This window comes from Rhodanobacter sp. ANJX3, from assembly GCF_014200755.1.
GTDB lineage: Bacteria > Pseudomonadota > Gammaproteobacteria > Xanthomonadales > Rhodanobacteraceae > Rhodanobacter.
This window is the reverse complement of record NZ_JACHCM010000002.1, coordinates 612683-638217: the sequence shown is the minus strand read 5'-3', so window position 1 is coordinate 638217 and position 25535 is coordinate 612683. Positions and strand designations below refer to the sequence as shown.

17 protein-coding genes are annotated in these 25535 nt (G+C 63.3%); 10 read left to right on the top strand and 7 right to left on the bottom strand.

Annotated elements, in window-relative coordinates:
• Positions 1-101 precede the first annotated feature (101 nt).
• Positions 102-872, bottom strand: coding sequence for an IclR family transcriptional regulator (locus HDE76_RS07530; protein WP_184506396.1), 771 nt, complete (start codon positions 870-872; stop codon positions 102-104).
• Between the two features lie 212 nt (positions 873-1084).
• Between HDE76_RS07530 and fucP the strand changes: the two genes are divergently transcribed.
• Both fucP and HDE76_RS07520 read left to right on the top strand, forming a co-directional pair.
• Positions 1085-2383: an L-fucose:H+ symporter permease gene (gene fucP / locus HDE76_RS07525; protein ID WP_255481506.1), complete on the top strand. Its 1299-nt coding sequence runs from the start codon at positions 1085-1087 to the stop codon at positions 2381-2383.
• Positions 2380-2730 carry an L-rhamnose mutarotase gene (locus HDE76_RS07520; RefSeq protein ID WP_179477192.1) on the top strand — a complete coding sequence of 117 codons (351 nt, stop codon included), beginning with the start codon at positions 2380-2382 and terminating at the stop codon, positions 2728-2730. Before fucP ends, HDE76_RS07520 begins: the two co-directional genes overlap by 4 nt.
• A 35-nt stretch (positions 2731-2765) precedes the next feature.
• Here HDE76_RS07520 and HDE76_RS07515 read toward each other — a convergent pair whose 3' ends face one another.
• Genes HDE76_RS07515 through HDE76_RS07490 form a run of 6 tightly spaced genes read right to left on the bottom strand, consistent with a single transcriptional unit; the run spans position 2766 to position 8846 of the window.
• The gene (locus HDE76_RS07515; protein WP_255457615.1) at positions 2766-3947 is read right to left on the bottom strand and encodes an alpha-hydroxy acid oxidase; all 1182 of its coding nucleotides are present in this window, start codon (positions 3945-3947) and stop codon (positions 2766-2768) included.
• A complete protein-coding gene (locus HDE76_RS07510) occupies positions 3914-5233 on the bottom strand; it encodes an L-fuconate dehydratase (RefSeq protein ID WP_179477191.1) in 1320 nt (439 codons plus the stop codon). Before HDE76_RS07510 ends, HDE76_RS07515 begins: the two co-directional genes overlap by 34 nt.
• Positions 5234-5285: 52 nt before the next feature.
• The gene (locus HDE76_RS07505) at positions 5286-6143 is read right to left on the bottom strand and encodes a fumarylacetoacetate hydrolase family protein (RefSeq protein WP_184506393.1); all 858 of its coding nucleotides are present in this window, start codon (positions 6141-6143) and stop codon (positions 5286-5288) included.
• Between the two features lie 12 nt (positions 6144-6155).
• The gene (locus tag HDE76_RS07500; RefSeq protein ID WP_179477189.1) at positions 6156-6902 is read right to left on the bottom strand and encodes an SDR family oxidoreductase; all 747 of its coding nucleotides are present in this window, start codon (positions 6900-6902) and stop codon (positions 6156-6158) included.
• Between the two features lie 46 nt (positions 6903-6948).
• Positions 6949-7824 (bottom strand): amidohydrolase family protein, encoded by an 876-nt coding sequence (locus tag HDE76_RS07495; protein ID WP_179477188.1) that lies wholly within the window; start codon positions 7822-7824, stop codon positions 6949-6951.
• A complete protein-coding gene (locus HDE76_RS07490) occupies positions 7821-8846 on the bottom strand; it encodes an aldo/keto reductase (protein ID WP_184506391.1) in 1026 nt (341 codons plus the stop codon). The genes HDE76_RS07495 and HDE76_RS07490 overlap by 4 nt, the downstream gene beginning before the upstream one ends.
• Before the next feature lie 407 nt (positions 8847-9253).
• Between HDE76_RS07490 and HDE76_RS07485 the strand changes: the two genes are divergently transcribed.
• From HDE76_RS07485 to HDE76_RS07450, 8 genes are all read left to right on the top strand, one after another.
• A complete protein-coding gene (locus HDE76_RS07485; RefSeq protein ID WP_343205679.1) occupies positions 9254-10279 on the top strand; it encodes a glucokinase in 1026 nt (341 codons plus the stop codon).
• A 244-nt stretch (positions 10280-10523) separates the two neighbouring features.
• Positions 10524-13103 (top strand): TonB-dependent receptor, encoded by a 2580-nt coding sequence (locus HDE76_RS07480; RefSeq protein ID WP_184506699.1) that lies wholly within the window; start codon positions 10524-10526, stop codon positions 13101-13103.
• 434 nt (positions 13104-13537) lie between these two features.
• A complete protein-coding gene (locus tag HDE76_RS07475; protein WP_184506389.1) occupies positions 13538-15178 on the top strand; it encodes an alpha-L-fucosidase in 1641 nt (546 codons plus the stop codon).
• 32 nt (positions 15179-15210) lie between these two features.
• Positions 15211-16239, top strand: a complete 1029-nt coding sequence (locus HDE76_RS07470) for a glycosyl hydrolase family 18 protein (RefSeq protein WP_255457646.1) — start codon at positions 15211-15213, stop codon at positions 16237-16239.
• A gap of 13 nt (positions 16240-16252) precedes the next feature.
• The gene (locus HDE76_RS07465; protein WP_184506387.1) at positions 16253-18691 is read left to right on the top strand and encodes a family 20 glycosylhydrolase; all 2439 of its coding nucleotides are present in this window, start codon (positions 16253-16255) and stop codon (positions 18689-18691) included.
• Between the two features lie 11 nt (positions 18692-18702).
• Positions 18703-21462 (top strand): glycoside hydrolase family 2 protein, encoded by a 2760-nt coding sequence (locus HDE76_RS07460; RefSeq protein WP_184506697.1) that lies wholly within the window; start codon positions 18703-18705, stop codon positions 21460-21462.
• On the top strand, positions 21462-24068 hold the full coding sequence (locus HDE76_RS07455; protein ID WP_184506385.1) for a glycoside hydrolase family 3 C-terminal domain-containing protein: 2607 nt from the start codon (positions 21462-21464) through the stop codon (positions 24066-24068). Before HDE76_RS07460 ends, HDE76_RS07455 begins: the two co-directional genes overlap by 1 nt.
• Before the next feature lie 19 nt (positions 24069-24087).
• Entirely contained in the window at positions 24088-25527 is a 1440-nt protein-coding gene (locus HDE76_RS07450; protein WP_184506383.1) for a glycoside hydrolase family 125 protein, read from the top strand.
• The last annotated feature ends 8 nt before the right edge of the window (positions 25528-25535 follow it).

Here is a 25535-nt window from a genome sequence, read left to right as displayed (position 1 = left end):
GGCCGATGAACGCCGTTCTCCCGAATCATTCGGGTGACCTCCAGGGCGTTGGCTATCGATCGCGATCATCGACATGCCGGGGTCTGCTTGGCGACTGGCCGCTACTTGGCTTCGGAACCGTAGAGCAGGGCGTGCGAGATATCCGTTGTGGCCTGGCGCAGGTGCATGAGGGTGAAATCGATCGTCTTCAGGGCTGTGCGGCGCTCGATGAAAGGTATGGTCAGTGCGCAAACTGCGCGATCATGTTCCATGACGGGTGCGGACAGATCGGTGACGCCGTCCACTTCGCGGCTGGGATGGCTGGCGTAGCCCTGGGAACGTATTTGCATGATGGATTTCAGAAGCTTTTTGCGATCGAACTTCGGCTCGTTCTCGGCAATGATGCGCAGCCACTGCTCGCGAACGTGCTCACTCTGCCAGCACAGCAGCACTTGGCCAGAGGCCGATTGCGCCATCGGCCGGCGGTGTCCGATGCGAACCACCAGGCCGATATCGCCGGGCGGATCGACGCGGGCGATCACGACAATCTGATCGCCCGAAGGCACGACCAAATGGCATGACTGGTCGATCTGTCCGGCCAGTCGATGCATGATCGGCAGGGCGGTCTCCACCGCGCTCTTGACCGGTGGCTGTTCCATGCCGAGTCGGAACAGCCGCGGCGTGATCGAATAGCCCGCATCGCCATCGCCGCGGCTGATGTAGTCGCGTTCTTCGAGCACCTGCAGCATGCGGAATATTTCGCCACGGGATCGCCCTACGCCGTCGGAGATGTCGGCAATACTCAACGGCGCGTGCGCCTTGGCCAACAGTTCGATGATGTCCAGCCCCTTGTCCAGGGCAGGGGCGCGATATTTGGGGGGAACCTTGGGCATGGTGGTCGCTGGCAAGGAGAAAGAAGCCGACATTCCGCGTCGGGACGCTTACAAATAACGACATCGAGTGTACGCAGATGCGCACGGCGCAGGGAACGTTGTTGCGCTGCAGCTTGTTATGCTAATGAACATTATATTCATATGCGCACAAGGAATCCCTCGCTGCATGCTTTCGGCATGACAGTGGCGCCGAATGGTGGAGCAGACCTATGTTGCATTCGAACAGTGAAACGATAGCGGTGACATCGGCGTCGGGGAAGTCCGCTTCCGGCCGCCTGGCGCTGTTTTTGGTCATCACCTTGTTTTTCATGTGGGGAGTGGCGAATAACTTGAACGATGTCCTCGTGGCTCATTTCAAGAAAGCTTTCACGCTGTCCGATCTGCAGGCTGGCTTGGTGCAGAGCGCATTCTATTTTGGCTACTTTCTCGTGGCGGTGCCCGCGGGATTGTTCATGCGGCGATTCGGTTACAAGGGTGCCATTGTGTTCGGCCTGCTGCTTTACGGTGCAGGTGCGCTGTTGTTCTGGCCTGCCGCGGCGTCGGCCAATTACAACAATTTCCTGCTGGCATTGTTCGTGATTGCAGCAGGACTGGCGTTTCTGGAGACATCGGCCAATCCGCTGGTGACTCTGTTGGGGCCTGCCGAGTCGGCTACGGCACGGCTCAACCTCGCGCAAGCGTTCAATCCGCTGGGCTCGATCACCGGCATATTGATCGGTCAGTTTTTCATCTTTTCCGGCAACGAGAAGGCGCCGGAAAATCTGGCTGCGATGCCGCCTGCCCAACATCACGCTTATGTGCTTTCCGAGGTAGCTGCCGTGCAGTGGCCTTATCTGGTCATCGGCCTGGTGGTTATCGGCTGGGCGATACTCATCGCGATGACGCGATTTACCCTTTATACGAGGCCGGGGGAGACGTCTGCTGCCGCGCCAACGAGGGTGCCGCTGCACTTATTGCGCGACGCGCGCTTCATGGGGGCCGTTGCCGCGCAATTCTTTTACGTGGGCGCGCAGGTGAGCGTGTGGAGCTACCTGATTCGGTATGTTCAGGCGACCATGCCTGGAAGCACCGCGCGCTATGCGGCCAATTTTCTTACCGCGTCGCTGGTGTGTTTCATGCTCGGCCGTTTTGCCGGTGCCGCGCTGATGAAATATATTCGGCCCGCCCAACTGCTGAAGGCGTTTGCGCTGACTAACGTCGTACTGACTCTCGTGGCGGTGCTGCTGCCCGGTTTGATCGGGGTATACGCGCTGGTGGCCTGCAGTTTTTTCATGTCGGTGATGTACCCCACGATTTTTGCATTGGGCGTGGAGGGGCGCGACGATAGCCAGCGCAAGTTCGGCGCTTCGGTATTGGTGATGGCCATCATCGGCGGTGCCGTGCTCACGGCGGCGATGGGCGCGGCCTCCGATATGGCGGGTATCGCTCATGCCATGCTGGTACCCGCCGCGTGTTTTGTGCTGATTCTGCTGTTTGCCGCGCGTCATGGTCGGCAGGTCGGGCGCGTATGACGAGGCTGTATTTTGCGCTGGATCTGCACGACGACGAGGCCGCGATTCGCCAGTACGAACAATGGCACCAGCCCGATCGCATATGGCCCGAAATCGTCGCCTCGATCCGCGAGGCGGACATTCGCGAGATGGAAATCTTCCGCACCGGTCCACGGCTGGTGATGGCGATGGAGGTGGGGCACGCGTTCGATCCGCAGGCTAAGGCAGTCGCCGATGCCGCCAACCCTCGCGTGCGTGCGTGGGAAGCGTTGATGGAAGATTTTCAGCAAGCGTTGCCATGGGCGCAGCCCGGCGAAAAGTGGGTGCCCATGACGCGCATTTTCAGTCTGCAACAGTGCGCTGACTGAATCGCCGAAGCGTCTGCATCGACCTGGTTGAATCTTCAGCGGCGCAGGATCACCGCAGGATCGATATGGCGTGCGTCGCGCTGGCCGGTAAGCGCCATGCTGACACTGAGCTCGCGGCGGATGATGTCGATGGCTTGTGTCACGCCGGCTTCGCCACCGGCACCCAGGCCATACAGGAACGCCTTGCCGATCAGTCCGGCCCGCGCGCCCAGCGCCAGCGCCTTGAGCAGATCCTGTCCGCTGGTGATGCCGCTGTCGACAAGCACTTCGGTGGAGCCCGCCACAGCGTCGACGATACCGGCCAGCATGTCGATGCTGGCCGGTGCACCGTCGAGCTGGCGACCGCCGTGGTTCGACACCACGATGGCATCCACGCCGTATTCGGCGGCGAGGCGTGCGTCGGCGGCGTCCATGATGCCTTTGAGAATTAGCTTGCCGGGCCACAGCTCGCGAATCCAGCCCAGGTCTTGCCAGTTCAAGGTGGGATCGAACTGGCTGGCGATCCACTGCGCCAGCGTGGTCAGGCTGTCGGCGCCCCCAATGCGGTCTTCGAGGTTGCCGAATGAGCGACTGGGTGCCTGCAGCACGTGCCACGCCCAGCGCGGTTTGCTGGCGATGTCCAACACGTTGCGCAGGGTGATCTTCGGCGGCACGGAAAGCCCGTTCTTGATCTCCCGGTGCCGCTGGCCCTGCACGGTGAGGTCGGCGGTGAGCATCAGTGCGGAACACTTCGCGGTTACCGCACGCTGAATCAGCTCGCGGGTAAAGCCGCGGTCGCGCATCACGTAGATCTGAAACCAGAACGGCGTATCGGTGGCGGCACGCACCTGTTCGATCGAGCAGATCGACATCGTGCTGAGACAGAAAGGAATGCCGGCCTTGGCCGCGGCGCGCGCGCCGTGGATTTCCCCGCTGCCGTGTTGCAGCCCGGTCAGGCCGGTCGGTGCGATCGCCAACGGCATGCTGACGTTCTGGCCAATGATTTGCGTGGCGAGCGAGCGCTCGTCGACGTTGCACATCACCCGCTGGCGCAGTTGCAGTCGGTCCAAGGCGGCGCGATTTTCGCGCAGCGTGGTTTCCTCGTAGGAGCCGCGGTCGGCGTATTCGAAAAACGCGCGAGGTACGCGCCGGCGCGCGGCCTCGCGCAGGTCCATGATATTGGTGATGGGCTCGCGCGTCGGCATCAGGCGCTGGCAGCCAGGGAGAGGTCGCGCCATACGCGTCCTTCGGGAAACTCGTGAGAGGCCATCGATGCGGCCCGCATCTGTGCCGAGAAGCCTGGCGCCACCGGTGCCATGTAGCGACCGTGGCGGATCGTCACCGGGTCGACGAAGTGCTCGTGCAGATGATCGACGAACTCGATCGCGCGATCCTCTTTTTTGCCGGTGATGGCGATGAAGTCGGCCATCGCCAGATGCTGTACTAACTCACATAGGCCCACACCGCCGGCATGCGGAAACACGCGCACGCCGAACCTGGCGGCCAGCAGCAGAATGGCCAGGTTTTCGTTGACGCCGCCCACGCGCGCCGCGTCGATCTGCACAAGATCCACGGCTTGCGCCTGGAATAGCTGTTTGAACATCACCCGGTTGTGCGTGTGCTCGCCGGTCGACACCGGCATCGGCGCGATGCCTTGACGGATCGTGGCGTGTCCAAGGATATCGTCGGGGCTGGTCGGCTCCTCGATCCACGCAATGTCGAATTCCTTCAGCCGGCCTAGCCACTCGATGGCCGCCGTCGTATCCCAGCGCTGGTTGGCGTCGATGGCCATGGCCACGTCCGGACCGATGGTCGCGCGCGTCAGCCGGCAGCGGCGCACATCGTCATCGACGTTGAGCCCCACCTTGAGCTTGACCGTGCGAAAGCCTTCGGCGACCGCCTCGCGCGCCAGCTGCTGCATTTTTTCGTCAGAGTATCCAAGCCAGCCCGGCGAGGTGGTGTAGGCCGGATACCCTTCGGCCAGCAGCTGGCGGATGCGTTCGTGCTTGTGCGGTTCGGCGGCCTTGAGCATGGTCAGTGCGTCGGCCGGCGACAGGGCATCGCTGATGTAGCGAAAGTCGATCTGCGATACAAGTTGTTCGGGCGTCATGTCGGCAATGAAACGCCACAGCGGCTTGCCGGCCCTGCGCGCAGCCAAATCCCACGCCGCGTTGATCACGGCGCCGATGGCCATGTGCATGACGCCTTTTTCCGGCCCCAGCCAGCGCAGCTGCGAGTCGCTGGTGAGGTGCCGCGCGAAAGCCCCAAGATCACCGATCACTTCGTCCACCGAGCGACCCACGACCAGATGGCGCAGCGCTGCCAGCGCCGCCGTCTGCACGTCGTTGCCGCGCCCGATGGTGAATACCAGGCTGTGTCCGCTCATCTCGCTGCCGAGATCCGTACGCAGCACGACGTAGGCCGCGGAATAGTCCGGATCGGGATTCATCGCATCCGATCCGTCGAGCGTGCGCGACGTGGGGAAACGAATATCGTGCGTCTCCAGCTCCGTGATTTTCGCCATAGCGATGGGGTCTCCGTCGTGCCGCGTCAGTGAATCGATAAGAGGAAAAGGCTCAGCTTGCATCGGCGGGATGCGCCACGACGCGTTGCCGCTGTTGTCCCAGTCCTTCGATGCCCAGTTCCATCACGTCGCCAGGGCGCAGGTAAACTGGCGGATGCTGGCCCAGGCCGACGCCGGCCGGTGTGCCGGAACTGATGATGTCGCCCGGCAGCAGGGTCATGTAGCGACTGATGTAGCTCACCAGGTGGGCAACGCCGAATACCATCGTGCGGGTATTGCCCTGCTGATAACGGTGGCCGTTGACCTCGAGCCAGAGACCGATGTTCTGCGGGTCGGGTATCTCGTCCGCGGTCACCAGCCAGGGACCGAGCGGACCGAAGGTGTCGCAACCCTTGCCTTTCACCCATTGACCGCCGTGCTCGAGCTGGAACGCGCGTTCGGATACGTCGTTCACCACCAGGTAGCCCGCGACGTGGTGGAGCGCGTCGGCATCGGACACATCGCGCGCCATGGTGCCGATGACGATGCCGAGCTCGACCTCCCAGTCGGTTTTCAGCGAACCGCGCGGGATCATCACCTCGTCGTAGGCGCCCACGATCGAGCTGGTCGCCTTCATGAAGAGCACCGGCTGCTCTGGCACGGACGCGCCGGTCTCGGCGGCGTGATCGGCGTAGTTCATGCCGACGCAGATGATCTTGCCGACCCGTGCCACCGGCGGGCCAAGGCGCACGCCATCGTCGACGATCGGAAGCGTGCTCGTATCGATGGTGGCAAGGCGGCTTAGGCCTTGGTGCCCGATAACCGTATCGTCGATATCGCCGACCTGGGCCGCCAGGTCGCGCAGGCGGCCTTGCGCGTCGAGTATGCCGGGGCGTTCCTGGCCTGGGTTGCCGTAGCGTAGTAGTTTCATGAAAAGGTTCCGTCAGTTCGACCAGCCGCCGTCCACGATGTGGATGGTGCCGGTGGTGAAAGAAGATTCGTCGGAGGCCAGATACACGGCGAGCGCCGCGATCTCACGCGGTTCGCCGAGTCGACCCATCGGCTGGCGCTCGGTGAAGCTGCGCCATACCGCGGCCTCGTCGCCGCCCATCGCGCGCACGCGCTGTTCCAGCGACGGGCTTTTGACCGTGCCCGGGCAGATCGCATTGCAGCGCACGCCGCGTGTAACGAAATCGGCGGCGATGGACCGCGTCAGTCCGATGACCGCCGCCTTGCTCGTGCTGTAGGCGAAGCGGTTAGGCACGCCCTTGACGCTCGATGCCACCGACGACATGTTGACGATGCTGCCGCCGCCGCGCTCGAGCATGCCGGGCAGCACCGCCTTGCACAGCTGAAACATGCTGTCGACGTTGATGGCGAACGAGCGCTGCCAGCTGGCTTCGTCGGTGTCCAGGATGGTGCCGGCGTGGACGTAGCCGGCGCAGTTGAAAAGCACATCGAGCGCTCCGGCGCGCTCGACCAGCGCGGCGATGGCGGCGCTGTCGGTCACGTCCAGCGGTGCGGTGGCGATGGCCGGATGTTCGCCAGCCAGGCTGGCCAGCGCCGAAGCATCGATATCCGTCGCCAGCACTTGTGCACCGGCTTCGGCAAAGGCCACGGCGGTGGCGCGGCCGATGCCGGCACCGGCCGCGGTGACCAGGGCGGATTTTTCGCGCAGCCGGCCGCTCATGCCAGCCGCCGATACGCTGATGAAACGGCGCGATAACGATGCTGGATCATGCGGGGTTCTCCGAAGAAGGGGAAAGGGCGGGGGCTGTGTTCAGCCCGTAAAAATCGATGGCGTTGGACGCGAACAACTGCGCCTGCGTGCCCGGCGCAAAGTGCGCGGTCAGACGCATGGCCAAGCGCAGCCAGTGGCTGTAGTCGCTGCGGGTGGTGAGCACTGGCCAGTCGCTGCCCCACATAAGGCGTGCGGCGCCAAAACTGGCGAAAAGCCGTTCGACCCACGGTTCGATGGCCGTTTCCGCTTGGCCTTCCCCTAATTGGGTGAGCAGGCCCGAGAGCTTGCAGTGCAATCCCGGCAATTGCGCCAGCGCGTCGATCCAGTGAATCCAGCGGACATTTTCGCTGTCGACGATCGGCGGCTTGGCCGCGTGATCGAGCACGGCGCGCAGCTCGTGCTGGCGCTGCAGGCGCCGATGCAGCGCTGGCAGCTGATCGATAGTGACCAACGCATCGAACGTCAGGCCGTGTGCCTGCAGACAATCGAAGGCGCGATCGAGAAGCGGGTTGTTCAGCCAGTTCGGGTCGACGATGTCCTGCGCCATCGGGCGGATGCCGCGCAACAGGCCGTCGCCGTCGCGGGCCAGCTTTTCTATACGCACGGTGGCATCGTCGGCCGCCATGTCGATCCAGCCGACCACGCCCAGCACGCCAGGGTCGGTGCGGGCCAGATCGAACAGATAGCGCGTTTCGTCCTCGCTCGGCGCGGCCTGGATCAGCACGCTGAAATGCACGCCGGCAGCGTGGCGCTGGCCGAGTAGATCATGCGGAAGAAAGCTGCGTTGCAGCAGTGCCGGTGCGTGCGCCAGCCAGTCGTAGTCGCCGCGATCCGGTTGCCAGTAATGCTGGTGTGCGTCGACGATTTTCATGGCACGGGGACATCGGCACAGAGCAGGCCCAACTCGCGCAGTGCCGGCCAGATCGCCGACGCTATGGGCATCTGCAGACGCTCGGCGGCGATGTCCACCTCCGCTGGCGAACGCAAGCCGCAGACCACGCTGGCAACTGCGGGGTGCGCCAGCGGAAATTGCAGCGCCGCCGCACCCACGTCGGCATCGGCAGCGGCGCAGATGTCGTACAGGTACTGTGCCTTTTGCCTTACTTCCCGTGTAGCTGCCTGATAGTTGTAGAACTCTCCCGGGCCGGCGGAGTCGCCCAACAGGCCGGAGTTGTAGGGTCCGGCAGCCAGGATCGCCACGCCCCGTGCCTGAGCCTCGGCCATGACGGCACGACTGTGCTGTTGTTCAAATAAGGTGTAGCGCCCGGCGAGCATGATGGCGTCGAGCGGGAACTGCCGCATCACTTCGAGACACACCGCTTCCTCGTTGACGCCTAGCCCGATGGCACGGCAAACCCCGCGGTCGCGCAGCTCTGCCATGGCAGGTAGCGCTTCGTTCAATGCTTGTCGAAGGACATGCTCGTGCCGCGCACCGTGCGTCAGCGCGCCGATGTCGTGTAGCAGAAGCAACTCGACGTGATCGGTCTGCAAATGGGCGAGGCTGGCCTCGATCGAGCGCATAACGCCATCGCGGCTGTAGTCGAAATGCGCGCTGCCTTGGTCGACGGCGAAACCGTCCGCGTGATCCACGTTGCTACGGCGGCTTTCGATGACACGGCCCACCTTGGTCGACAGGGTGAAGCTTTTTCGATCGAAGGCGGACAGCGCCGTGCCCAAACGACGCTCGCTCAGTCCGTAGCCGTAGTAGGGCGCGGTGTCGAAGTGACGAATGCCTCGTTGCCATGCACGCGATACGGTGTCGATCGCCGTGGCGGTGTCTACGGCAGCATACAGATTGCCGATCGGCGCACCGCCGAAGGCGAGCGGCGAGAGCACGATGCCAGACTTGCCGACGGCGCGTTCGGCGCGGGTTGTTACCTCGGATGTCGTCATGAGTCGTTCTCCAGACCCTCGCCCCGTCCATTGCACCGGACTTTTTCAATCATTGCCGGTCATGATGGCGCAATTGATTCGTGTGTGTACAGATAAACTTTGAGTTCATATGTGGCAATGCAGCACGTAAGATGCTGATTTTTTTGTTGCGGCGAGCAGGGAAAAGGTCTAAGTTGCGTTCGGGTTACAGATAAACATAACGTTCGCCGATGAACAACATGGCCGTACATATAGACGGCCAGTCGGCGAAGGGACGAATGGCATTCGCGGGGTGGCGGGTGGATATGCACGGGTCGACAAAGCATCGGCATGACGCAGCTTCGGGCAAATCACCGCCTGCGCAGCTCGTGGCGGACGGCGCCTCGGTGAAAGCGGCGGCAGTTTCCGATTCGCTTCAGCGCACTGCCGTGCAGCCTGATCGGAAGCGCGGTGCGTTCCTTGCTGCCGACATTGGCGGCACGCATGCACGCTTGGCCCTCGTAGCTTGCGGCGCCAGCGGCAGTGCTCCTGTTTTGCTGGATTACCTTCTGTACCGATGCGCGGATCATCCGCACCTGCAAGATCTCATTCGCTGCTTTTGCGAACGCTCAGATGTGCGGCCTCGGCATATGGTGCTGGCCTGTGCCGGTTACGAGCATGCAGGCATGGTGGTCAATAAAAATCTGGCGTGGCCGGTCATACCCGCCCAGATTGCGACCGCGCTGCAGATGGATGAGGTTTGCCTGCTCAATGATTTCGAGGCGCTTGCCCATGCCACGGCGCACCTCGATGAAAGCAACACCACGCTGCTGAAATCGGCGCAGTCGAACATGCCGGTGCAGGGACCTGTGGCGATCATTGGGCCGGGCACCGGGCTGGGCGCCGCCGTACGCTTCCCGGGCAATCCGTCGCGTGTGTTGGCTACCGAAGCCGGTCAGATACAGCTGGCTGCACGCACTGCGCTGGAGCAGCAGCTGTTGTCGCATTTGGCAATGGCCAACAGCCACGTGCCCTATGAAACCGTGCTTTGCGGCCCGGGCCTGCACCGCCTCTATCTTGCCCTTTGCGCGCTGCGCGATCGCTACCCCACATTGAACACGCCGGCAGAGGTTTCCGCCGAGGCGCTTGCCGACGAAAAGTCCCTGGCACACGAAACGCTGTCGCTCTTCTGCGGCTGGCTGGGATCGTTTGCCGGCGATCTAGCGCTGCTGTACGGGGCGACCGGTGGGGTGTACCTGGCCGGTGGTTTTCTGTCGAAGATCACCGAGTTCATGCGCGCCAGCGAACTGGTCGACCGTTTCACGGACAAGGGCGTGATGCGTCCGCTTCTCAACCGGATTCCGATCCACGTGGTCGATCACGGTCAGCTCGGCGTTATCGGTGCCGCCAGCTGGTTTTTGCAGAATCGCGCCGAAGCGGGAAAGGTTTCGCAATCCGTGGGCAACGAACAGTGAGTCGCTATACCCACGGCCAGTGCGACTGATTTTCTGCAGGTCTCGTCAGGGGACGTGACCTTACCTCCAAGAACGCAAGAACGCTTCAATTGAGGGGAATACTTTTATGAAAAACAATAAGGCATTTTTGTGTGCGAGCATCCTCGCCGGCCTGGGCATGGCCGTTGCCGCGCACGCGCAGGATGTAACCGCAACAGCCCCGGCGCAGGCCGCGCCGGCTCAGAACGGAACTCCCGCAAAAGCCATGACGCCCGAGGAGCGGGCGAAGCAGAAGCAGGCGCAGTCACTGCAGGCGGTGACGGTCACCGGTTATCGACAGAGCCTTGCAAAGTCGCTCAACATCAAGCGCAACGCCAACGCGGTGGTCGACGCGATCAGTGCCGAGGACATCGGCAAGTTTCCCGATACCAACGCCGCCGAATCGCTGTCGCACTTGCCAGGCATCACCGTGGACCGGCAGTTTGGCGAGGGCGAAAAGGTCAGTATCAACGGCACCGATCCGGCGCTCAATCGCGTGCTGGTCAACGGGCAGACCATTGCATCGGGCGACTGGGGCGGCAATCCCACCGACACCAGCGGCCGCACGTTCAACTACACGCTGCTGTCGCCGCAGATCATCGGCAATATGGAAGTCTACAAGTCGCCCGAGGCGCGCCTGGACGAAGGCAGCATCGGCGGCACTGTGATCGTGAATACCCGCAAGCCGCTGGACCTGCCGGCCAATACACTGCGCGGTTCGCTCGGTTACGATTACAACGACCGCTCGCGTGATGGGAATCCGCGTGGTTCGGTGCTGTGGAGCTGGAAAAACAGCGACGGCGATTTTGGATTTTTGACAGCGCTGACGCATGACAAGGAAAGTTTGTCGCGAGCGGGTATCGAATTCTTCGGCTACTCCACGCCGGGCGTCGGCGGCATTCCACCGACAGCCACCGTGCACGGCAGCGGCGACGTCGCTACGGCGAAATACCCGGTCGGCATCAATAGCGATTACTTCCAGCAGACACGCCAGCGCGATGGCATTCAGTCGGCACTGGAGTGGCGGCCCAACGACAAGAACGATTTCAATCTGACCGGCATCTACATTCGCGGCACTTACAACAACTACAGCGAAGCGCGCTACGTCTGCCCCGGCTGCGGCGACCTCAACAAGATCACCGACCTGACGCTCAACAATGGCTACATCACCAATGCCACGGTGTCCGGCAATACCGCCAATGGCCAGCCCTACGCCGAGCTGGATGCCAACTACCGCAAGTCGACGGTCACCACCAAGAGCTTGAACCTGCGCCACGACTACAACGGCGACGAGTGGGTGTTCACCAGTCAGGTGGGCTACACGGCGGCGGCGGGCGGCAAGGATCCGGAATACCTGATGAAGTACCTGCTGCAGTCCGGCGGTTATAACTTCGGATACAACGGTCGCGATACCTCCGTCAATTACGACAACGGTTCGGCCGCCAACTGGGGTCTGCCCGCCGCACCGGCGGGTTCGGCGCCGGGTGCCAACATCGATGGAAAATATCAGGCAGGCGGCATCGATTACCAGCAGACCGAGGATCGCGAGCGCTATGCGCAGTTCGACGCCAGCCGCGATCTTGAGTGGGGCCCGATCAACCAGCTGCAGATGGGTTTCAAGTACATCAACCACGACAACCTGCAGAACGCTTGCGGCAACCGCATCAACACCACTGATGCCATTTCGCTCAGCCAGTTCAATCCGGGCACGGCGCCGAGTGGTTTGTTCGACGGTCTCAATGCCGGCGGGGATTTGAACAACTGGCCGACGGCGAATCTGGCCGATGTGGAGGCCTATCTCAAGAGCCAGCCGCAGGGAGCCTACACCCTCAATTATCCGTCGATCTTCAACGTCCGTGAAATCACTCGCGATATCTATGCGCAGTTGAACTTTGAGGACAACGGCTTGCGCGGCAACTTCGGTGTGCGCTATGTGGACACCACCGACAAGTCCAATTACTACCAATCCAGCAACGGCGGCGCGTATTACCTGGTGCAAGGCAAGACCCGCTACTACAAGCCCTTGCCGAGCTTCAACATCGCCTACGACCTCGATGAGAACAAGGTCGTGCGCTTCGGCGTTTCCAAGGTCATCGCGCGACCACGTTACGAGGACTTGGCCGGTGCGGTGTCGTTGAATGGCACGGGCGGAAACTACACCGGCAGCGCGGGCAATCCGAACCTGAAACCGTATTCATCGACCAATTTCGATCTGGCCGGCGAGTGGTATTTTGCCCCGGCCAGCCTGCTGGCTACCGAGCTGTTCTATCGCAAGATCGGCAACTACATCGTCGATACGACCACCAATCGTTCTTATCTCGACCCGACCACCGGCCAGACCAACGTCTATTCGATCACCTCGCCGATCAACGTGTCTGGCGCCAAGGTTCGCGGTATTTCCTTGATGTATCAGCAGGATCTTGGCTACGGCTTTGGCCTGCAGACCAACTACACCTACGCGCATGCCGACACCAGTCCGGGGTTGAACCTGCCGTATCTGTCCAGAGACACCATCAACATCATTCCCTACTACGAGAACGGGCCCTGGACCGCGCGTGTCAACTATAGCTGGCGCACGCCCTATTTCACCGAGATCGGTCGGCTCGATGCGCAGCAGTTCTCCGACCAGTACAAGGAGCTGGACCTCAGTGTCAGCTACCAGATCAACGACTGGATGGGCGTGACATTGAGCGCGACCAATCTGCTCGATTCGACTTACTACTCGTACAACGAGGTGAAATACGCGCCGATCGGCGAGTATAAGAACGGACGCACCTACTCGATCGGTTTCAACTTCAAGCTTTGATGCAACGTGTGCGTTAACACTGGCGGCGGGATATTTCTCTCCCAAGTTTCTCCTGTCGCCAGTGTCTTTTTTTTGGCGGAGCTATCGTTTGCGGCCCGTGCGACACGATGGATGATGCTGATGCAAAGAGCGTGCGATCTGACCTGGACGAGTTGCCCTGGCGCCGTGGAAATGTTTTCCGGACCCGTGCAACGCGTGCACGATTCCCGCAGCAAAGGTGGTTATCGGGAGGTACTTCGTTGTCCCTGCTCCCAGTGCATCCCATGCAGGATATTCTGCCAACGCCGAGGCCTAGGGTCTTCATCGTTGGCCATGCTGTTTAAACGAACGGTGGAACGCGCCACAGGCGAAGGTGGAATGCTTTGGCGTTGCTACAGCCATGCGTCGCATCTAACCCGCACTTTCGATCCCCCCGTTACGGAGACACGGTTCGCATGAAGTTATCGACGATCGCCAGTGCAGTCCTGATCGGCCTGTTTTGTCAGCTTCCGTCTCAGGCGGATGCGGTGTCGCCGTCGCCCACGTCGCCTACGGCCGGCACGCTCACGCCACGGCAGGCCGATCAGGCATGGCAAGACGCGGCCGCAAAATTCGCGCCTGAACGCAGCGCCATTCTTAGTCGTGTTGCCGGGCACATGGACGACGGTCCGTTCCACGCGGACTGGGCATCGCTGGAAACGTACCGATCCCCCGGCTGGTACGACAATGCCAAGTTCGGCATCTTCATCCACTGGGGCGTTTACTCGGTGCCGGCATTCGGCAGCGAGTGGTATCCGCGCCTGATGTACCAAAAGGGCAGCACGGAATATCTCCACCAAATCGCTACGTACGGCGCGCTGTCGGCATTCGGTTACAAGGATTTCATTCCGCTGTTCAAGGCCCAGCGCTTCGATGCCTCGACCTGGGCCGCCTTGTTCAAGGCCGCCGGCGCGCGTTACGTGGTGCCGGTTGCCGAACACCACGACGGTTTTGCGATGTACGACTCCAAACTGTCGCAGTGGACTGCCGCCCAGATGGGGCCGCACAAAGACATCATCGGATTGCTGGAAAAAGCCGTGCGTGCGCAGGGCCTGCGCTTCGGCGTGTCCTCGCATCGCGCCGAGCACGATTGGTTCTTCGATGGCGGCCGGCATGTCGATTCGGACGTCAACGATCCGCGCTACGCAGGACTGTACGGCCCGGCGGAAGATCATTTGTCCAAGGACGACCAGAAACTTGCCGAGGACTGGACCTACGTCTCGCAGGCGTGGCTGGACGACTGGCTGGCGCGCACGGCCGAGCTGATCGACGACTACCATCCGGACATGATCTATTTCGACTGGTGGATCGGTCATCCGACTTTCCGCAACACGCTGCCGAAGATGCTGGCCTACTACTACAACCAGGGCGCGAAGCGCGATGGGGTGGTGGTCAACTACAAGTTGGGCGATTTTCCCGAAGGTGCCGGCGTGCTCGATATCGAACGCGGGCAATTGGCCGGCATCCAGGCGCGTCACTGGCAAACCGATACCTCGGTGAGCGACAAGTCGTGGGGCTACGTGGACGGCGATACCTACAAGTCGCCCACCGTGCTGATCCACCTGCTGGCCGATGTCGTGAGCAAGAACGGCAACCTGATGCTCAATATCGGTCCGCGCGCCGACGGCACCATTCCCGACGCCGAGCGCGACATTCTGCTGGCTATCGGCGGCTGGCTGAAGGTCAACGGCCAGGCCATCTACGACACCCGACCCTGGCGCGTGTTCGGCGAAGGTCCTACCGAGGTGGCCAGCGGAAGTTTTCAGGACACCAAGACCAAACCTTATACCGCCGATGATTTTCGCTTCACCACCCGGCCGGGTGCGCTGTATGCCATCGAGCTGGGCTGGCCGGACAACGCCGAATCGGTGATCCATTCGATCAAACCGTCCGACCATGCCGGTGCGGTCACGCTGCTGGCCGACGGGCGCACGCTCAAGACAACCCAGTGTGCCGATGGTCTGCACATCCACTTGCCGGGCAAGCCGTCGGGCGAGGGCGCCTATGTTTTTCGCATCGCGATGCCTGGTATCGATTCAAGTAACGGGAACCCATGATGAAAAGATTCTTCCAGTGGCTGTGTGCCGCCATGATGCTCGGCGGTGCTGCACATACCGCACATGCCGCGGAGCCGGCCGCCTTGTTCTACATGATGAACACGCAAAAGTCGGTCGACTCGATGATTGCCCACGTCGACAAGATCGGCCTGCTGGTGCCCACCTGGTACGGGGTGGACAGCCAGGGCCTGGTCAACGGCGGCCCTAATCCTTATGTGCTGAAAGTGGCCAAGGAACATCGCCTGCCGGTGATGCCGATCATTTCGATGACGGCAGGCCGCAAGGGCTTTCACGATCTGCTGCATGACGAAACCGCCAAGCAGCAGATGATCGACTCGATGCTGCAGCAGGCCAAGGAATACGGCTACACCGGTTTCCAGTTCGACTTCGAGAGCATCTCGTGGACCGATCGCGATGCCTATACGCTGATGGCCAGGCAAACGGCCGAGGCGCTGCACAAGCACGGACTGCAGTTGTCGATCGCCGTGGTGCCCAATGCGCCGGGCCACGCCGGCGAAGGCGAGTTTTCCAAGTGGATGTGGGAATACTGGCGTGGCGCTTACGATCTGGCTGCGCTGGGCAAGTACGCCGACCTGATCTGCCTGATGACCTACGACCAGCACACCCGCTGGACCACGCCGGGCCCGGTCGATGCGTTGCCGTGGATGCTCAAGCATCTGGATTACGCGCTCAAATACGTACCCAAAGAGAAGCTTTCGCTGGGTATCGCCCTGTACGGCTATCACTGGTTCACCGGCAATCCGGTGAAGGCCGATGGCACCGAGGCCTCCAACATCAGTGCCGACTACATCGACGCCGATGCGTCGTTCCCACTGGCCAAGGAGCAGGGTGCGCAGATCCAGTGGGACCCGGTGGAACACGAGTCCTGGTATTACTTCTATCGCGACGACATGCGCGAGTGGGTCTTCATGCCCGACGCGCACAGTTTCAACGACCGCCTGCAGCTGGTGCATCAGTACAACCTGGAAGGTTTCTGTTCCTGGGTGCTGGGTGCGGAAGATCCGAAGATCTGGGATGCCCTGCCCATCGTGAAGCGTTGAAACGGAGCGCGTGATGAAATCAGTGTCGACCGGCCGGTCGTCAGCGCAGGGCGGTCCTGTGCGGCGCAGCACAGCAGGGCGCTTGGGGCTCGTTATCGGATGGGCGATGGCCATGCTGGCAACCCCGGCCCTGACTCGGGCCGGTCAGGCGCCGCCGCTGCCGTTGATTCCCATGCCGGCGCAGGTCGAGCGGCACGACGGCCGCTTTGAAATAACCGGCGATACCGTGCTTTCCGTGCCGACGGGCGACACGGCGGCACTCGCTGCCGTGCAGGATCTGGCCGCCCGGCTGCAGCACACGCGTTCGCTGAAGCTGGGCGTTCGGCAGGAATCGACGGCATCGCCGCATGCGATCCGCGTGGCGCTCACCAGCGACGCACCGGTCACCCAGCCCGAAGGCTATGCGCTGACGGTGGATGGCGATGGCATAAGCCTCACCGCGCGCGATAGCGCCGGCCTGTTTTACGGCGCCATGACCTTGTGGCAGCTGCTGACTCCGGACGATCGCCACGGTGCGGTCGCCGTGCCCGCGATGAGCGTGCGTGACTGGCCGCGATTCCGCTGGCGCGGCCTGATGCTCGACTCGGCCCGACATTTCCAGAGCGTCGACACGGTCAAGCATCTGCTCGACGCCATGGCCGAGCACAAGCTCAATGTTTTTCACTGGCATCTCACCGACGACCAGGGCTGGCGGCTACAGATCACGCGTTATCCCGAACTCACCACCACCGGTGCGTGGCGCACGCCGCCGGGTGCGGGCACGCATGGCGAGCCTGCACGCTACGGCGGCTTTTATACCCAGGCGCAGGTGCGCGACATCGTGGCCTATGCGTCGGCGCGGCATATCACTGTAGTGCCCGAGTTGGACATGCCCGGGCATGCACAGGCGGCCGTCGCCGCGTACCCCGACCGCGTCGGCGTGACTGGCGCGCGTCCGCCGGTGTCGGTCGACTGGGGCGTCAATCCTTATCTTTACGCTACCCATGCCGGCAGTTTGGCTTTCATCGACAACGTCCTCGACGAGGTGATGACGTTGTTCCCCTCGACCTACATCCACGTCGGTGGCGACGAGGCGATCAAGGATCAGTGGAAGGCTTCACCTGCCGTGCAGGCGCAGATGAAGCAACTCGGCATCAAAACCGAAGATGCGATGCAGAGCTGGTTCATCGATCAGGTCGGCAAGTATCTGGAAAAGCACGGCCGCCGGCTGATCGGCTGGGACGAGATACTCGAAGGCGGTCTGCCGGCCAGCGCCTCGGTCATGTCCTGGCGCGGCACGCAGGGCGCCATCGACGCGGCGCGCTTGGGTCACGACGTGGTGCTTGCGCCCGGCGGCTCGCTGTATTTCGATCATCTGCAAAGCCTGCGCGCGGACGAACCCAACGGACGCTACGACGTATTGCCGCTGAAAACAGTGTATGCCTTCGATCCCATCGACCGCTCGCTGACGGCGGCGCAGGCCGGCCACGTGCTGGGCATTGAAGCCACGCTGTGGTCGGAGTTTTTGCCCTCGGCCTGGCATATCGACCACGCGCTTTTTCCACGCATCGACGCGTTTTCGGAAGTGGCGTGGTCGATGCCGGCGCAGCGCGACTGGCCCGGTTTTCTGACCCGCCTTGCGCCACAACTGCAGCGATACCGCGCGTTGGGCATCCCGTACGCCGACAGTGCCTTTGCGGTGGACATCACGCTCGACGGCAGCGTCGATGCAACGCTGTCCAGCGGCAAGGCACGCATCGCGCTCGGCAACCAGGTCGATGACGGTTCTGCGGGCTACGGCCAGATTCATTACAGCACCGATGGCAGCGAGCCCACGCCGGCATCGGCGCGCTATGCGGGCCCGTTCGACCTCGGCCTGCCGGCCACGGTACGCGCGCGCGCCTTCGCGGCCGACGGTACGGCGTTGGCGGCTACGCGCAGCCGCCGCTTCGACGACGAAAGCCTGCGGACGCTGTCCAGCATTGAGCTTCGACCCTGCCCGGATGGCGACAGCGGCCTGCGCCTGCCGCTGCTGCCGGACCTCGCCGAGCCGGATACTCCCGTGTACAACGCCGACATCTTCCGCGCGTGCAAGATCTACCCGGCCGCGCGGCTGGACGGCATCGGCGCGATACGCGTCGACGCGGCGCGCCTGCCGCGCAACTTCGGTCTGGCCCACGACCAGGTCAAGGTGATCGGCTATCCGCGAGCCACGCCCTTCGGCGAACTCGAAGTGCGGCTGGATAGCTGCGACGGCGCGGTGCTGACACGCCTGCCGCTGCCGGCGGGTGATGCATTGGGTACGCGCCTGAATCTGCGCGGCGACCTGCCTGCGCAAAGCGGCCAGCACGACCTGTGCATGCGCTTCACGGCGCCGTCGAACGGCCCGCTCTACGCCATCGGCACGGTGCAACTGATTCCGACGGCGAAGCCCGCCGTCTCTCACCTTTCTTCGGGGAAAACCGAACCATGATGTCCCGGCACATGCCTGCGCGCGCGTTAGCCATCGGCCGCTGCCGATGGCTGGCGGCGATCCTGCTTTCAGCGGCTTTTTCCAGTGTCGCCGCGCAGGTACCGCTCGACCGGCAGTCGCTGGATCGTCAGTCATTGAATCAGGGCTGGCAATACCGTCTCGCTCCCGGCGATAGCGCCGCCGCCGTGCATCCGAGTACCACGAGCTGGCAATCGGCGACGGTGCCGGGCACGGTGCAGACCGATCTGCTCGGCGATAAACGGGTCAACGATCCGTTCGTGCGCGATAACGAGGCGGCCATCCAGTGGGTCGGTTTGTCCGACTGGCAGTACCGCACGACGTTCAGGGTCGATTCCGCCACGTTGTCGCACGAGCACGTGGAGCTGGTGTTCGACGGCCTGGACACGTTTGCGGACGTCTATCTCAACGGCCACAAGCTGACCAGCACAGACAACATGTTCCGACAGTGGCGCATCCCGGCCAAGGCAGTACTGCATGCCGGCAGCAATACGCTGGAGGTACGTCTGTATTCGCCAATCAAGCGGCTCAAGCCGTGGCTGCTCAAGCAGCCTTATGCGTTGCCGGGCGAGTTCGACTCCGCTTTCGGCGACGAGCCCAAGGGCAAGCAGACCGCCAACTACATCCGCAAGGCGCAGTACCAGTACGGCTGGGACTGGGGCCCGCGCATCGTCACCGAAGGCATCTGGCAGAGCGTCCATCTGGACAGCTGGAACATGCTGCGCGTGGCCGATTTCCACGTCGCGCAAACCGACATCTCCAAAGAGGTTGCGCAAGTCGACGTGGAACTCGATGTCGATGCCGATACCAGCGTGCCGCTGCAGGCCACGGTGGAGGCGATCGGCCCGGATGGCCAGCGCTTGACCAGCGCCACGCGCACGGTAACGATGGGGGCAGGTCGTCACACGTTGAACGTGCCGCTGCAGATCGATCGACCGCGCCTGTGGTACCCGACCGGTTACGGCGCTCAGGACATGTATACCTTCGTCGCCACGCTGAGCGACGGTAAGGGCGAGGTGTATCGCGCCCAGCACGCCACCGGCCTGCGCACGGTAACGCTGCGCCGCGATAAGGATGCCTGGGGCAAGCGTTTCGCGTTCGTGGTCAACGGCATCCCTGTGTTCGCCAAGGGCGCCAACCTGATCCCGTTCGACAGTTTCCCCACACGGGCCACCGATGCGCAGATGCGCCAGGTGCTCGCTGCCGCGCACGACGTCAACATGAACATGCTGCGCGTGTGGGGCGGCGGTTATTACCTGCCCGACGCGTTCTACAGCGAGGCCGACCGGCTCGGCCTGATGGTCTGGCAGGACTTCATGTTCGGCGGTGCGATACCGCCTTACGATGTGGCCTACCGCGAAAACACCCGGCAGGAGGCGATCGAGCAGGTCACGCGATTGCGCGATCATCCCAGCATCGTGCTGTGGGCGGGCAACAACGAGGTGCAGACGGGTTGGGAATCCTGGGCCGACCGCCAGGCCTTCATGCTGTCGATCAGCCCCGACGAGCGCGAGCGCATCGTCACCGGCATGGTCAATCTGTTCGGCAATGTGCTGCGCGACGTGGTCGCGCGCTATTCGCCGGACGTGCCCTACTGGGCCAGTACGCCCAGCACCGATTACGATGGCGCGGCCAACGTGCTGGACGACGGCGACTATCACTACTGGGACGTGTGGTCGGGCAAGGCCAAGCCGGTGGAGGAATATCTCGACGTCACGCCGCGCTTCCAGTCCGAATACGGCCTGCAGTCGTTCCCGGTGATGCGCACCGTGGAGGCCTTCACCGATCCGGCCGACCGCCAGAGCGAATCGACGGTGATGCGCGCGCACCAGAAATACGACAGCGGCAATGGTAACCAGCGCCTGCTGCTGTACATACGGCGCGCGTATGGCGAGCCGAAAGACTTCGCCACCTTCGTCTATCTCAGCCAGGTGATGCAGGCGCACGGCATCGAACTGGCCGCCGAACATTTGCGCGCGTCGCGTCCGCACGCGATGGGCTCGCTGTACTGGCAGCTCAACGACGTGTGGCCGGGAGCGTCGTGGTCGAGCATTGACTATTTCGGACGCTGGAAAGCGCTGCAGTTCCACGCCCGCCGTTTTTATGCGCCGCAGATGCTTGCCGCACTGCGCAACCATGGCACCACCGCGGTGTCGATGGTGTCCGACAGTACCACTGCCATGCCCGCGCACTGGCGCATGCGGGTCATGTCGTTCGATGGCAAGGTTCTGGCGCATGCCGAGGGCCGGCTGACGCTGGCACCGCTGTCCAGTACGCCGGCGGGCAGCTATCCCGACGCCAAGCTCTTGCACGGCGGCGATCCGAAAAAGACCTTCGCGGTATTCGACTGGATGGACGGCGATCGCTCGCTGTCTCGTAGTCTGGTGTTTTTCGACGAGCCGAAAAACCTGACATGGCCGGTTGGCGGCATCCACGCGTCGCTGGCGCAGACCGGTGATGGTTATCAGCTCACGCTGAGCGCCGATGCACTGGCGCGCGACGTATGGATTTCCTTCGGCGATCTGGACGCCGAGCTGTCCGACAACGCGTTCGATCTGCTGCCCGGCGAAACGAAAACGCTGCACGTGAAAAGCGCCGCGTCGCTGGACGCGTTGCAGCATGCGCTGCACTGGCAAACCCTGGCTGACGCTATCGCCACCAGCACGCTGGCAGGCACACCGACAGCGAAGGCTGGCAACGTTCAGCCGTCGCTGGAACAGGCCAGCGCGGTACGGGATATGGAGGCACGGTGATGACGACGCCCCGTGTTGCTGTCGCCGGCATCATCGCCATCCTCGCGCTGGCGGGTGGATCGGCCAATGCCGCGAATGACACTGTCGATACGCGCGCCGCAGCGCTGGTGGCGAAGATGACGCTGCCCGAAAAGGTTGACCAGACGCAGAGCGGGGCGCCGGCGATATCGCGCCTTGGCGTGCCCGCTTACGAGTGGTGGGGCGAGGGTCTGCACGGCCTGGCCCGTGGCGGTTACGCCACGGTATTCCCCCAGGCCATCGCGCTGGCCGCCAGCTGGAACCCGTCGCTGCTGCACGGCGTGGGCACGGTGGTGTCGACCGAGGCGCGCGCGCGTTTCAACGCCATCGGTGCCGGACACGATCACGGCCGTTACCAGGGGCTGACGATCTGGTCGCCGAACGTGAATATTTTTCGCGATCCGCGCTGGGGCCGCGGCCAGGAAACTTACGGCGAAGACCCGTTTCTCACCGGCAAGCTGGCGGTGGGTTTCATCGGCGGCATCCAGGGCGACGACCTGGCGCATCCGCGCGCCATCGCCACGCCCAAGCACCTGGCCGTGCACAGCGGGCCGGAGGCGGGTCGGCACGGCTTCGATATCGACGTGTCGCCGCACGATCTGGAGGCGACCTATCTGCCGGCGTTTCGGACGGCCATCGTCGAGGGCCAGGCCGAATCGGTGATGTGCGCCTACAACGCGCTGCACGGTACGCCGGTGTGCGCCGACCCCTGGCTGCTGGATCAGCGTCTGCGCAAGGACTGGGGCTTTCGCGGCTTTGTCGTGTCCGATTGCGATGCGGTCGACGACATGACCAAGTTCCATTATTTCAAACCGGATAATGCGCAGTCCTCGGCGGCGTCTATTCGTGCCGGCACCGACCTGGACTGCGGCCATGCCTATGCCGATCTCACGCAAGCCGTGCAGCACGGGCAGCTCGACAGCGCCGTGATCGATCGCGCCCTGGTGCGCCTGTTCAGTGCGCGCTACCGGCTGGGCGAGCTGGCGCCGGCATCCGCTGATCCCTACCGGACGATCGGCGCCGATCAGGTCGATACGCCGGCCGACCGGCAGCTCGCGCTCCACGCCGCGCTGGAGTCGATGGTGCTGCTGAAAAACGCGCACGGCATTTTGCCGCTGCGCCCCGATACACGGCTGGCGGTCGTCGGGCCCAATGCCGATACGCTGGAAACGCTGGAAGCGAACTATCACGGTACCCCTCGCGCACCGGTCACGCCGTTGCAAGGTTTGCGTGATCGCTTCGGTGCCGACCGCGTGGCCTATGCGCAGGGCTCGCCGATCGCCGCTGCCGTGCCGATTCCGGTTCCCGAAACCGCCTTGCGCGATCCTCAGGGCCGGGTAGGGCTGGCCGGCAGCTATTTCGACAACACCGACTTCGGCGGCTCGCCGACCGTGCGGCGCACCGACAGACGGATCGATTTCGACTGGGACCACATCGCGCCGGCCGAAGGGTTGCGCGCCGACCGCTACGCGGTGCGCTGGGATGGCCAGCTGCTGCCGCCCGGCGCGGGCGACTACGTACTGGCGGTGCACGTGGATCGCTGTTTCGACTGCGCCGGCCACGATCCGGTACGTCTTTTTGTCGATGGCAAGCCGGTACTGGGCGATCGCACCGGCGCCGGTGCGTTGCAGGTGCCGCTCCATTTTGCCGACACGCAACCGCATGCGATCCGGCTGGAACTGGTGCACAGCGGGCAGGATCAGGGCATCCGACTGCAATGGCTGGCGCCGGCGACGGCGCAGCTCGCCGAAGCGGCAGCCGCCGTGGCCAAGGCCGATGCGGTGGTGGCTTTCGTCGGCTTGTCGCCGGATGTGGAAGGCGAAGAACTGCAAATCGATGTGCCGGGTTTCGACGGCGGCGATCGCACCGACATCGAGCTGCCATCCGTGCAGGACGCCTTGCTCCAGCGCGTCGCCGCCAGCGGCAAGCCGCTGGTCGTGGTGCTGATGTCCGGCAGTGCGGTGGCGCTGAACTGGGCGCAGCAGCACGCCGATGCGATCGTCGCGGCGTGGTATCCGGGGGCACAGGGCGGTGTCGCCATTGCGCAGACACTGGCTGGCGACTACAACCCCGGCGGACGATTGCCGGTGACTTTCTACCGCTCCGGTCGCGACCTGCCGCCGTTCGTCAGCTATGCCATGCAAGGCCGCACTTACCGTTATTTCCGCGACACGCCGCTGTATGCGTTCGGCTATGGCCTCAGCTATACGCATTTTGCATATGCCGCGCCGACGCTGTCGTCCACGCAGCTGACCGCCGGCCAGCCGCTGGACGTCGGTGTAGACGTGCGCAACGATGGTGGACGGGAGGGTGACGAGGTCGTCCAGGTCTACCTGGTGCCGCCGCAGACGCCGCTGGCCAGTCGCCATGCGCTGGTGGGTTTCCAGCGCGTGCATCTGGCGGCCGGCGAGCAGCGTCATGTGCACTTCATGCTGTCCGCGCGCGATCTCAGCACGGTGGATGAGGGCGGCACGCGTGCGGTCAGTGCCGGCCAGTATCAGGTATTCGTCGGTGGCGGCCAGCCCGACTCAGTTCCTGGTGTGAGTGCCGATTTCGCGATTACCGGTCAGCAAGTGCTGCCGCACTGATGAGGCGGGGAGTAAAAGCATGCCGACGCGTCGCGAGCTGTTGAAATGGATGGGGCTGGCTGGCGCGGCATCGGCCCTGGGTGCCGGTACTGGTGTTGCTCTGGCTGCCGCCGCGCCGCGGTTGACGAGCAAGCGTCCGCCGCCGTCCGGGCGCAAATTCGTCAGCCAGGCGGTGGAGCGTCAGCTGGCCGCGGTGCGCGCGAGCATCGCCGATCCCAAGCTGGCGTGGATGTTTGAAAACTGCTACCCCAACACGCTCGATACCACGGTGCAGATCGGCACCCTCGACGGCAAGCCGGATACGTTTGTCATTACCGGCGACATCGACGCGATGTGGCTGCGCGATTCTTCCGCGCAGGTGCATCCCTATCTGCCGCTGGCGTCGCGCGATGCCGCGCTGCGGCAGCTCTATCGCGGTCTGATCCGGCGCCAGGCGCGCTGCATCCGTATCGATCCTTACGCCAATGCCTTCATGCCCGGCCCGCACGATTCGCCGCTGAGCTGGTCCGTGCACGATGTGACGGACAAGTATCCGGGCGTGGGCGAGCGCAAGTGGGAGGTCGACTCGCTGTGCTATCCCGTTCGGCTGGCGCACGGTTACTGGCAGGCCACTGGCGATACCGAGCCGTTCGATGACGACTGGCGCCAGGCCATGCACCTCGTGCTGTCCACTTTCGTCGAGCAGCAGCGCAAGCACGACCGCGGCCCGTATCATTTTCAGCGCGTGTCGGAGGTGCCGACCGAGACCCAGTTTTTGGCGGGTTACGGCAATCCGACGCGGCCCAACGGCATGATTCACTCGATGTTCCGTCCGTCCGACGACGCCTGCCTCTATCCGTTGCTGGTGCCGTCCAATCTTTTCGCGACGGTGTCGCTGCGCCAGCTGGCGCAGATGAGCCGCGCGATCCATCACGACAACGATTTCGCCGCGCGCTGCGAGGCGCTGGCTACGGAAGTGGAACAGGCTACGCAGCGCGACGGACTGATGCGCGAAGCCGGCAGCGAAGCGCACTGGGCCTACGAGATCGACGGTTATGGCAACCAGCTGTTCATGGACGACGCCAACGTGCCGAGCCTGCTGGGCCTGCCTTATCTTGGCTGCTGCCAGCGCAGCGACCCGCTGTACCAGCGCACCCGTGCACGGGTGTGGAGCACGCGCAATCCGTATTTCTTTCAAGGCCGCGCCGCCGAGGGTGTCGGCGGCCCGCACGAAGGGCTGCGGATGATCTGGCCGATGTCGATCATGATGCGCGCGCTCACCAGCGAGGAGCCGGCCGAGATCGCCCAGTGCCTGGCGTGGCTGCGCGATACCGATGCAGGCACCGGTTTCATGCACGAAGCCTTCGACCAGGACGACCCGACCCATTTCACCCGTCCCTGGTTCGCCTGGGCCAACACACTGTTCGGCGAGCTGATCGTCGATATCCACCAACGCCATCCCGCGCTGCTGAAGGCTTGAATCGCCGT

What these genes read in the sequence shown, in the direction of transcription:
- HDE76_RS07480 (WP_184506699.1), top strand. Translation starts at nt 10,524, where the DNA reads ATGACGCCCGAGGAGCGGGCGAAGCAGAAGCAGGCGCAGTCACTGCAG.
- HDE76_RS07465 (WP_184506387.1), top strand. Translation starts at nt 16,253, where the DNA reads ATGAAATCAGTGTCGACCGGCCGGTCGTCAGCGCAGGGCGGTCCTGTG.
- HDE76_RS07475 (WP_184506389.1), top strand. Translation starts at nt 13,538, where the DNA reads ATGAAGTTATCGACGATCGCCAGTGCAGTCCTGATCGGCCTGTTTTGT.
- HDE76_RS07450 (WP_184506383.1), top strand. Translation starts at nt 24,088, where the DNA reads ATGCCGACGCGTCGCGAGCTGTTGAAATGGATGGGGCTGGCTGGCGCG.
- HDE76_RS07460 (WP_184506697.1), top strand. Translation starts at nt 18,703, where the DNA reads ATGCCTGCGCGCGCGTTAGCCATCGGCCGCTGCCGATGGCTGGCGGCG.
- HDE76_RS07490 (WP_184506391.1), bottom strand. Translation starts at nt 8,846, where the DNA reads ATGACGACATCCGAGGTAACAACCCGCGCCGAACGCGCCGTCGGCAAG.
- HDE76_RS07470 (WP_255457646.1), top strand. Translation starts at nt 15,211, where the DNA reads ATGATGCTCGGCGGTGCTGCACATACCGCACATGCCGCGGAGCCGGCC.
- HDE76_RS07515 (WP_255457615.1), bottom strand. Translation starts at nt 3,947, where the DNA reads ATGGCGCGACCTCTCCCTGGCTGCCAGCGCCTGATGCCGACGCGCGAG.
- HDE76_RS07500 (WP_179477189.1), bottom strand. Translation starts at nt 6,902, where the DNA reads ATGAGCGGCCGGCTGCGCGAAAAATCCGCCCTGGTCACCGCGGCCGGT.
- HDE76_RS07520 (WP_179477192.1), top strand. Translation starts at nt 2,380, where the DNA reads ATGACGAGGCTGTATTTTGCGCTGGATCTGCACGACGACGAGGCCGCG.
- HDE76_RS07530 (WP_184506396.1), bottom strand. Translation starts at nt 872, where the DNA reads ATGCCCAAGGTTCCCCCCAAATATCGCGCCCCTGCCCTGGACAAGGGG.
- HDE76_RS07505 (WP_184506393.1), bottom strand. Translation starts at nt 6,143, where the DNA reads ATGAAACTACTACGCTACGGCAACCCAGGCCAGGAACGCCCCGGCATA.
- HDE76_RS07510 (WP_179477191.1), bottom strand. Translation starts at nt 5,233, where the DNA reads ATGGCGAAAATCACGGAGCTGGAGACGCACGATATTCGTTTCCCCACG.
- HDE76_RS07495 (WP_179477188.1), bottom strand. Translation starts at nt 7,824, where the DNA reads ATGAAAATCGTCGACGCACACCAGCATTACTGGCAACCGGATCGCGGC.
- HDE76_RS07455 (WP_184506385.1), top strand. Translation starts at nt 21,462, where the DNA reads ATGACGACGCCCCGTGTTGCTGTCGCCGGCATCATCGCCATCCTCGCG.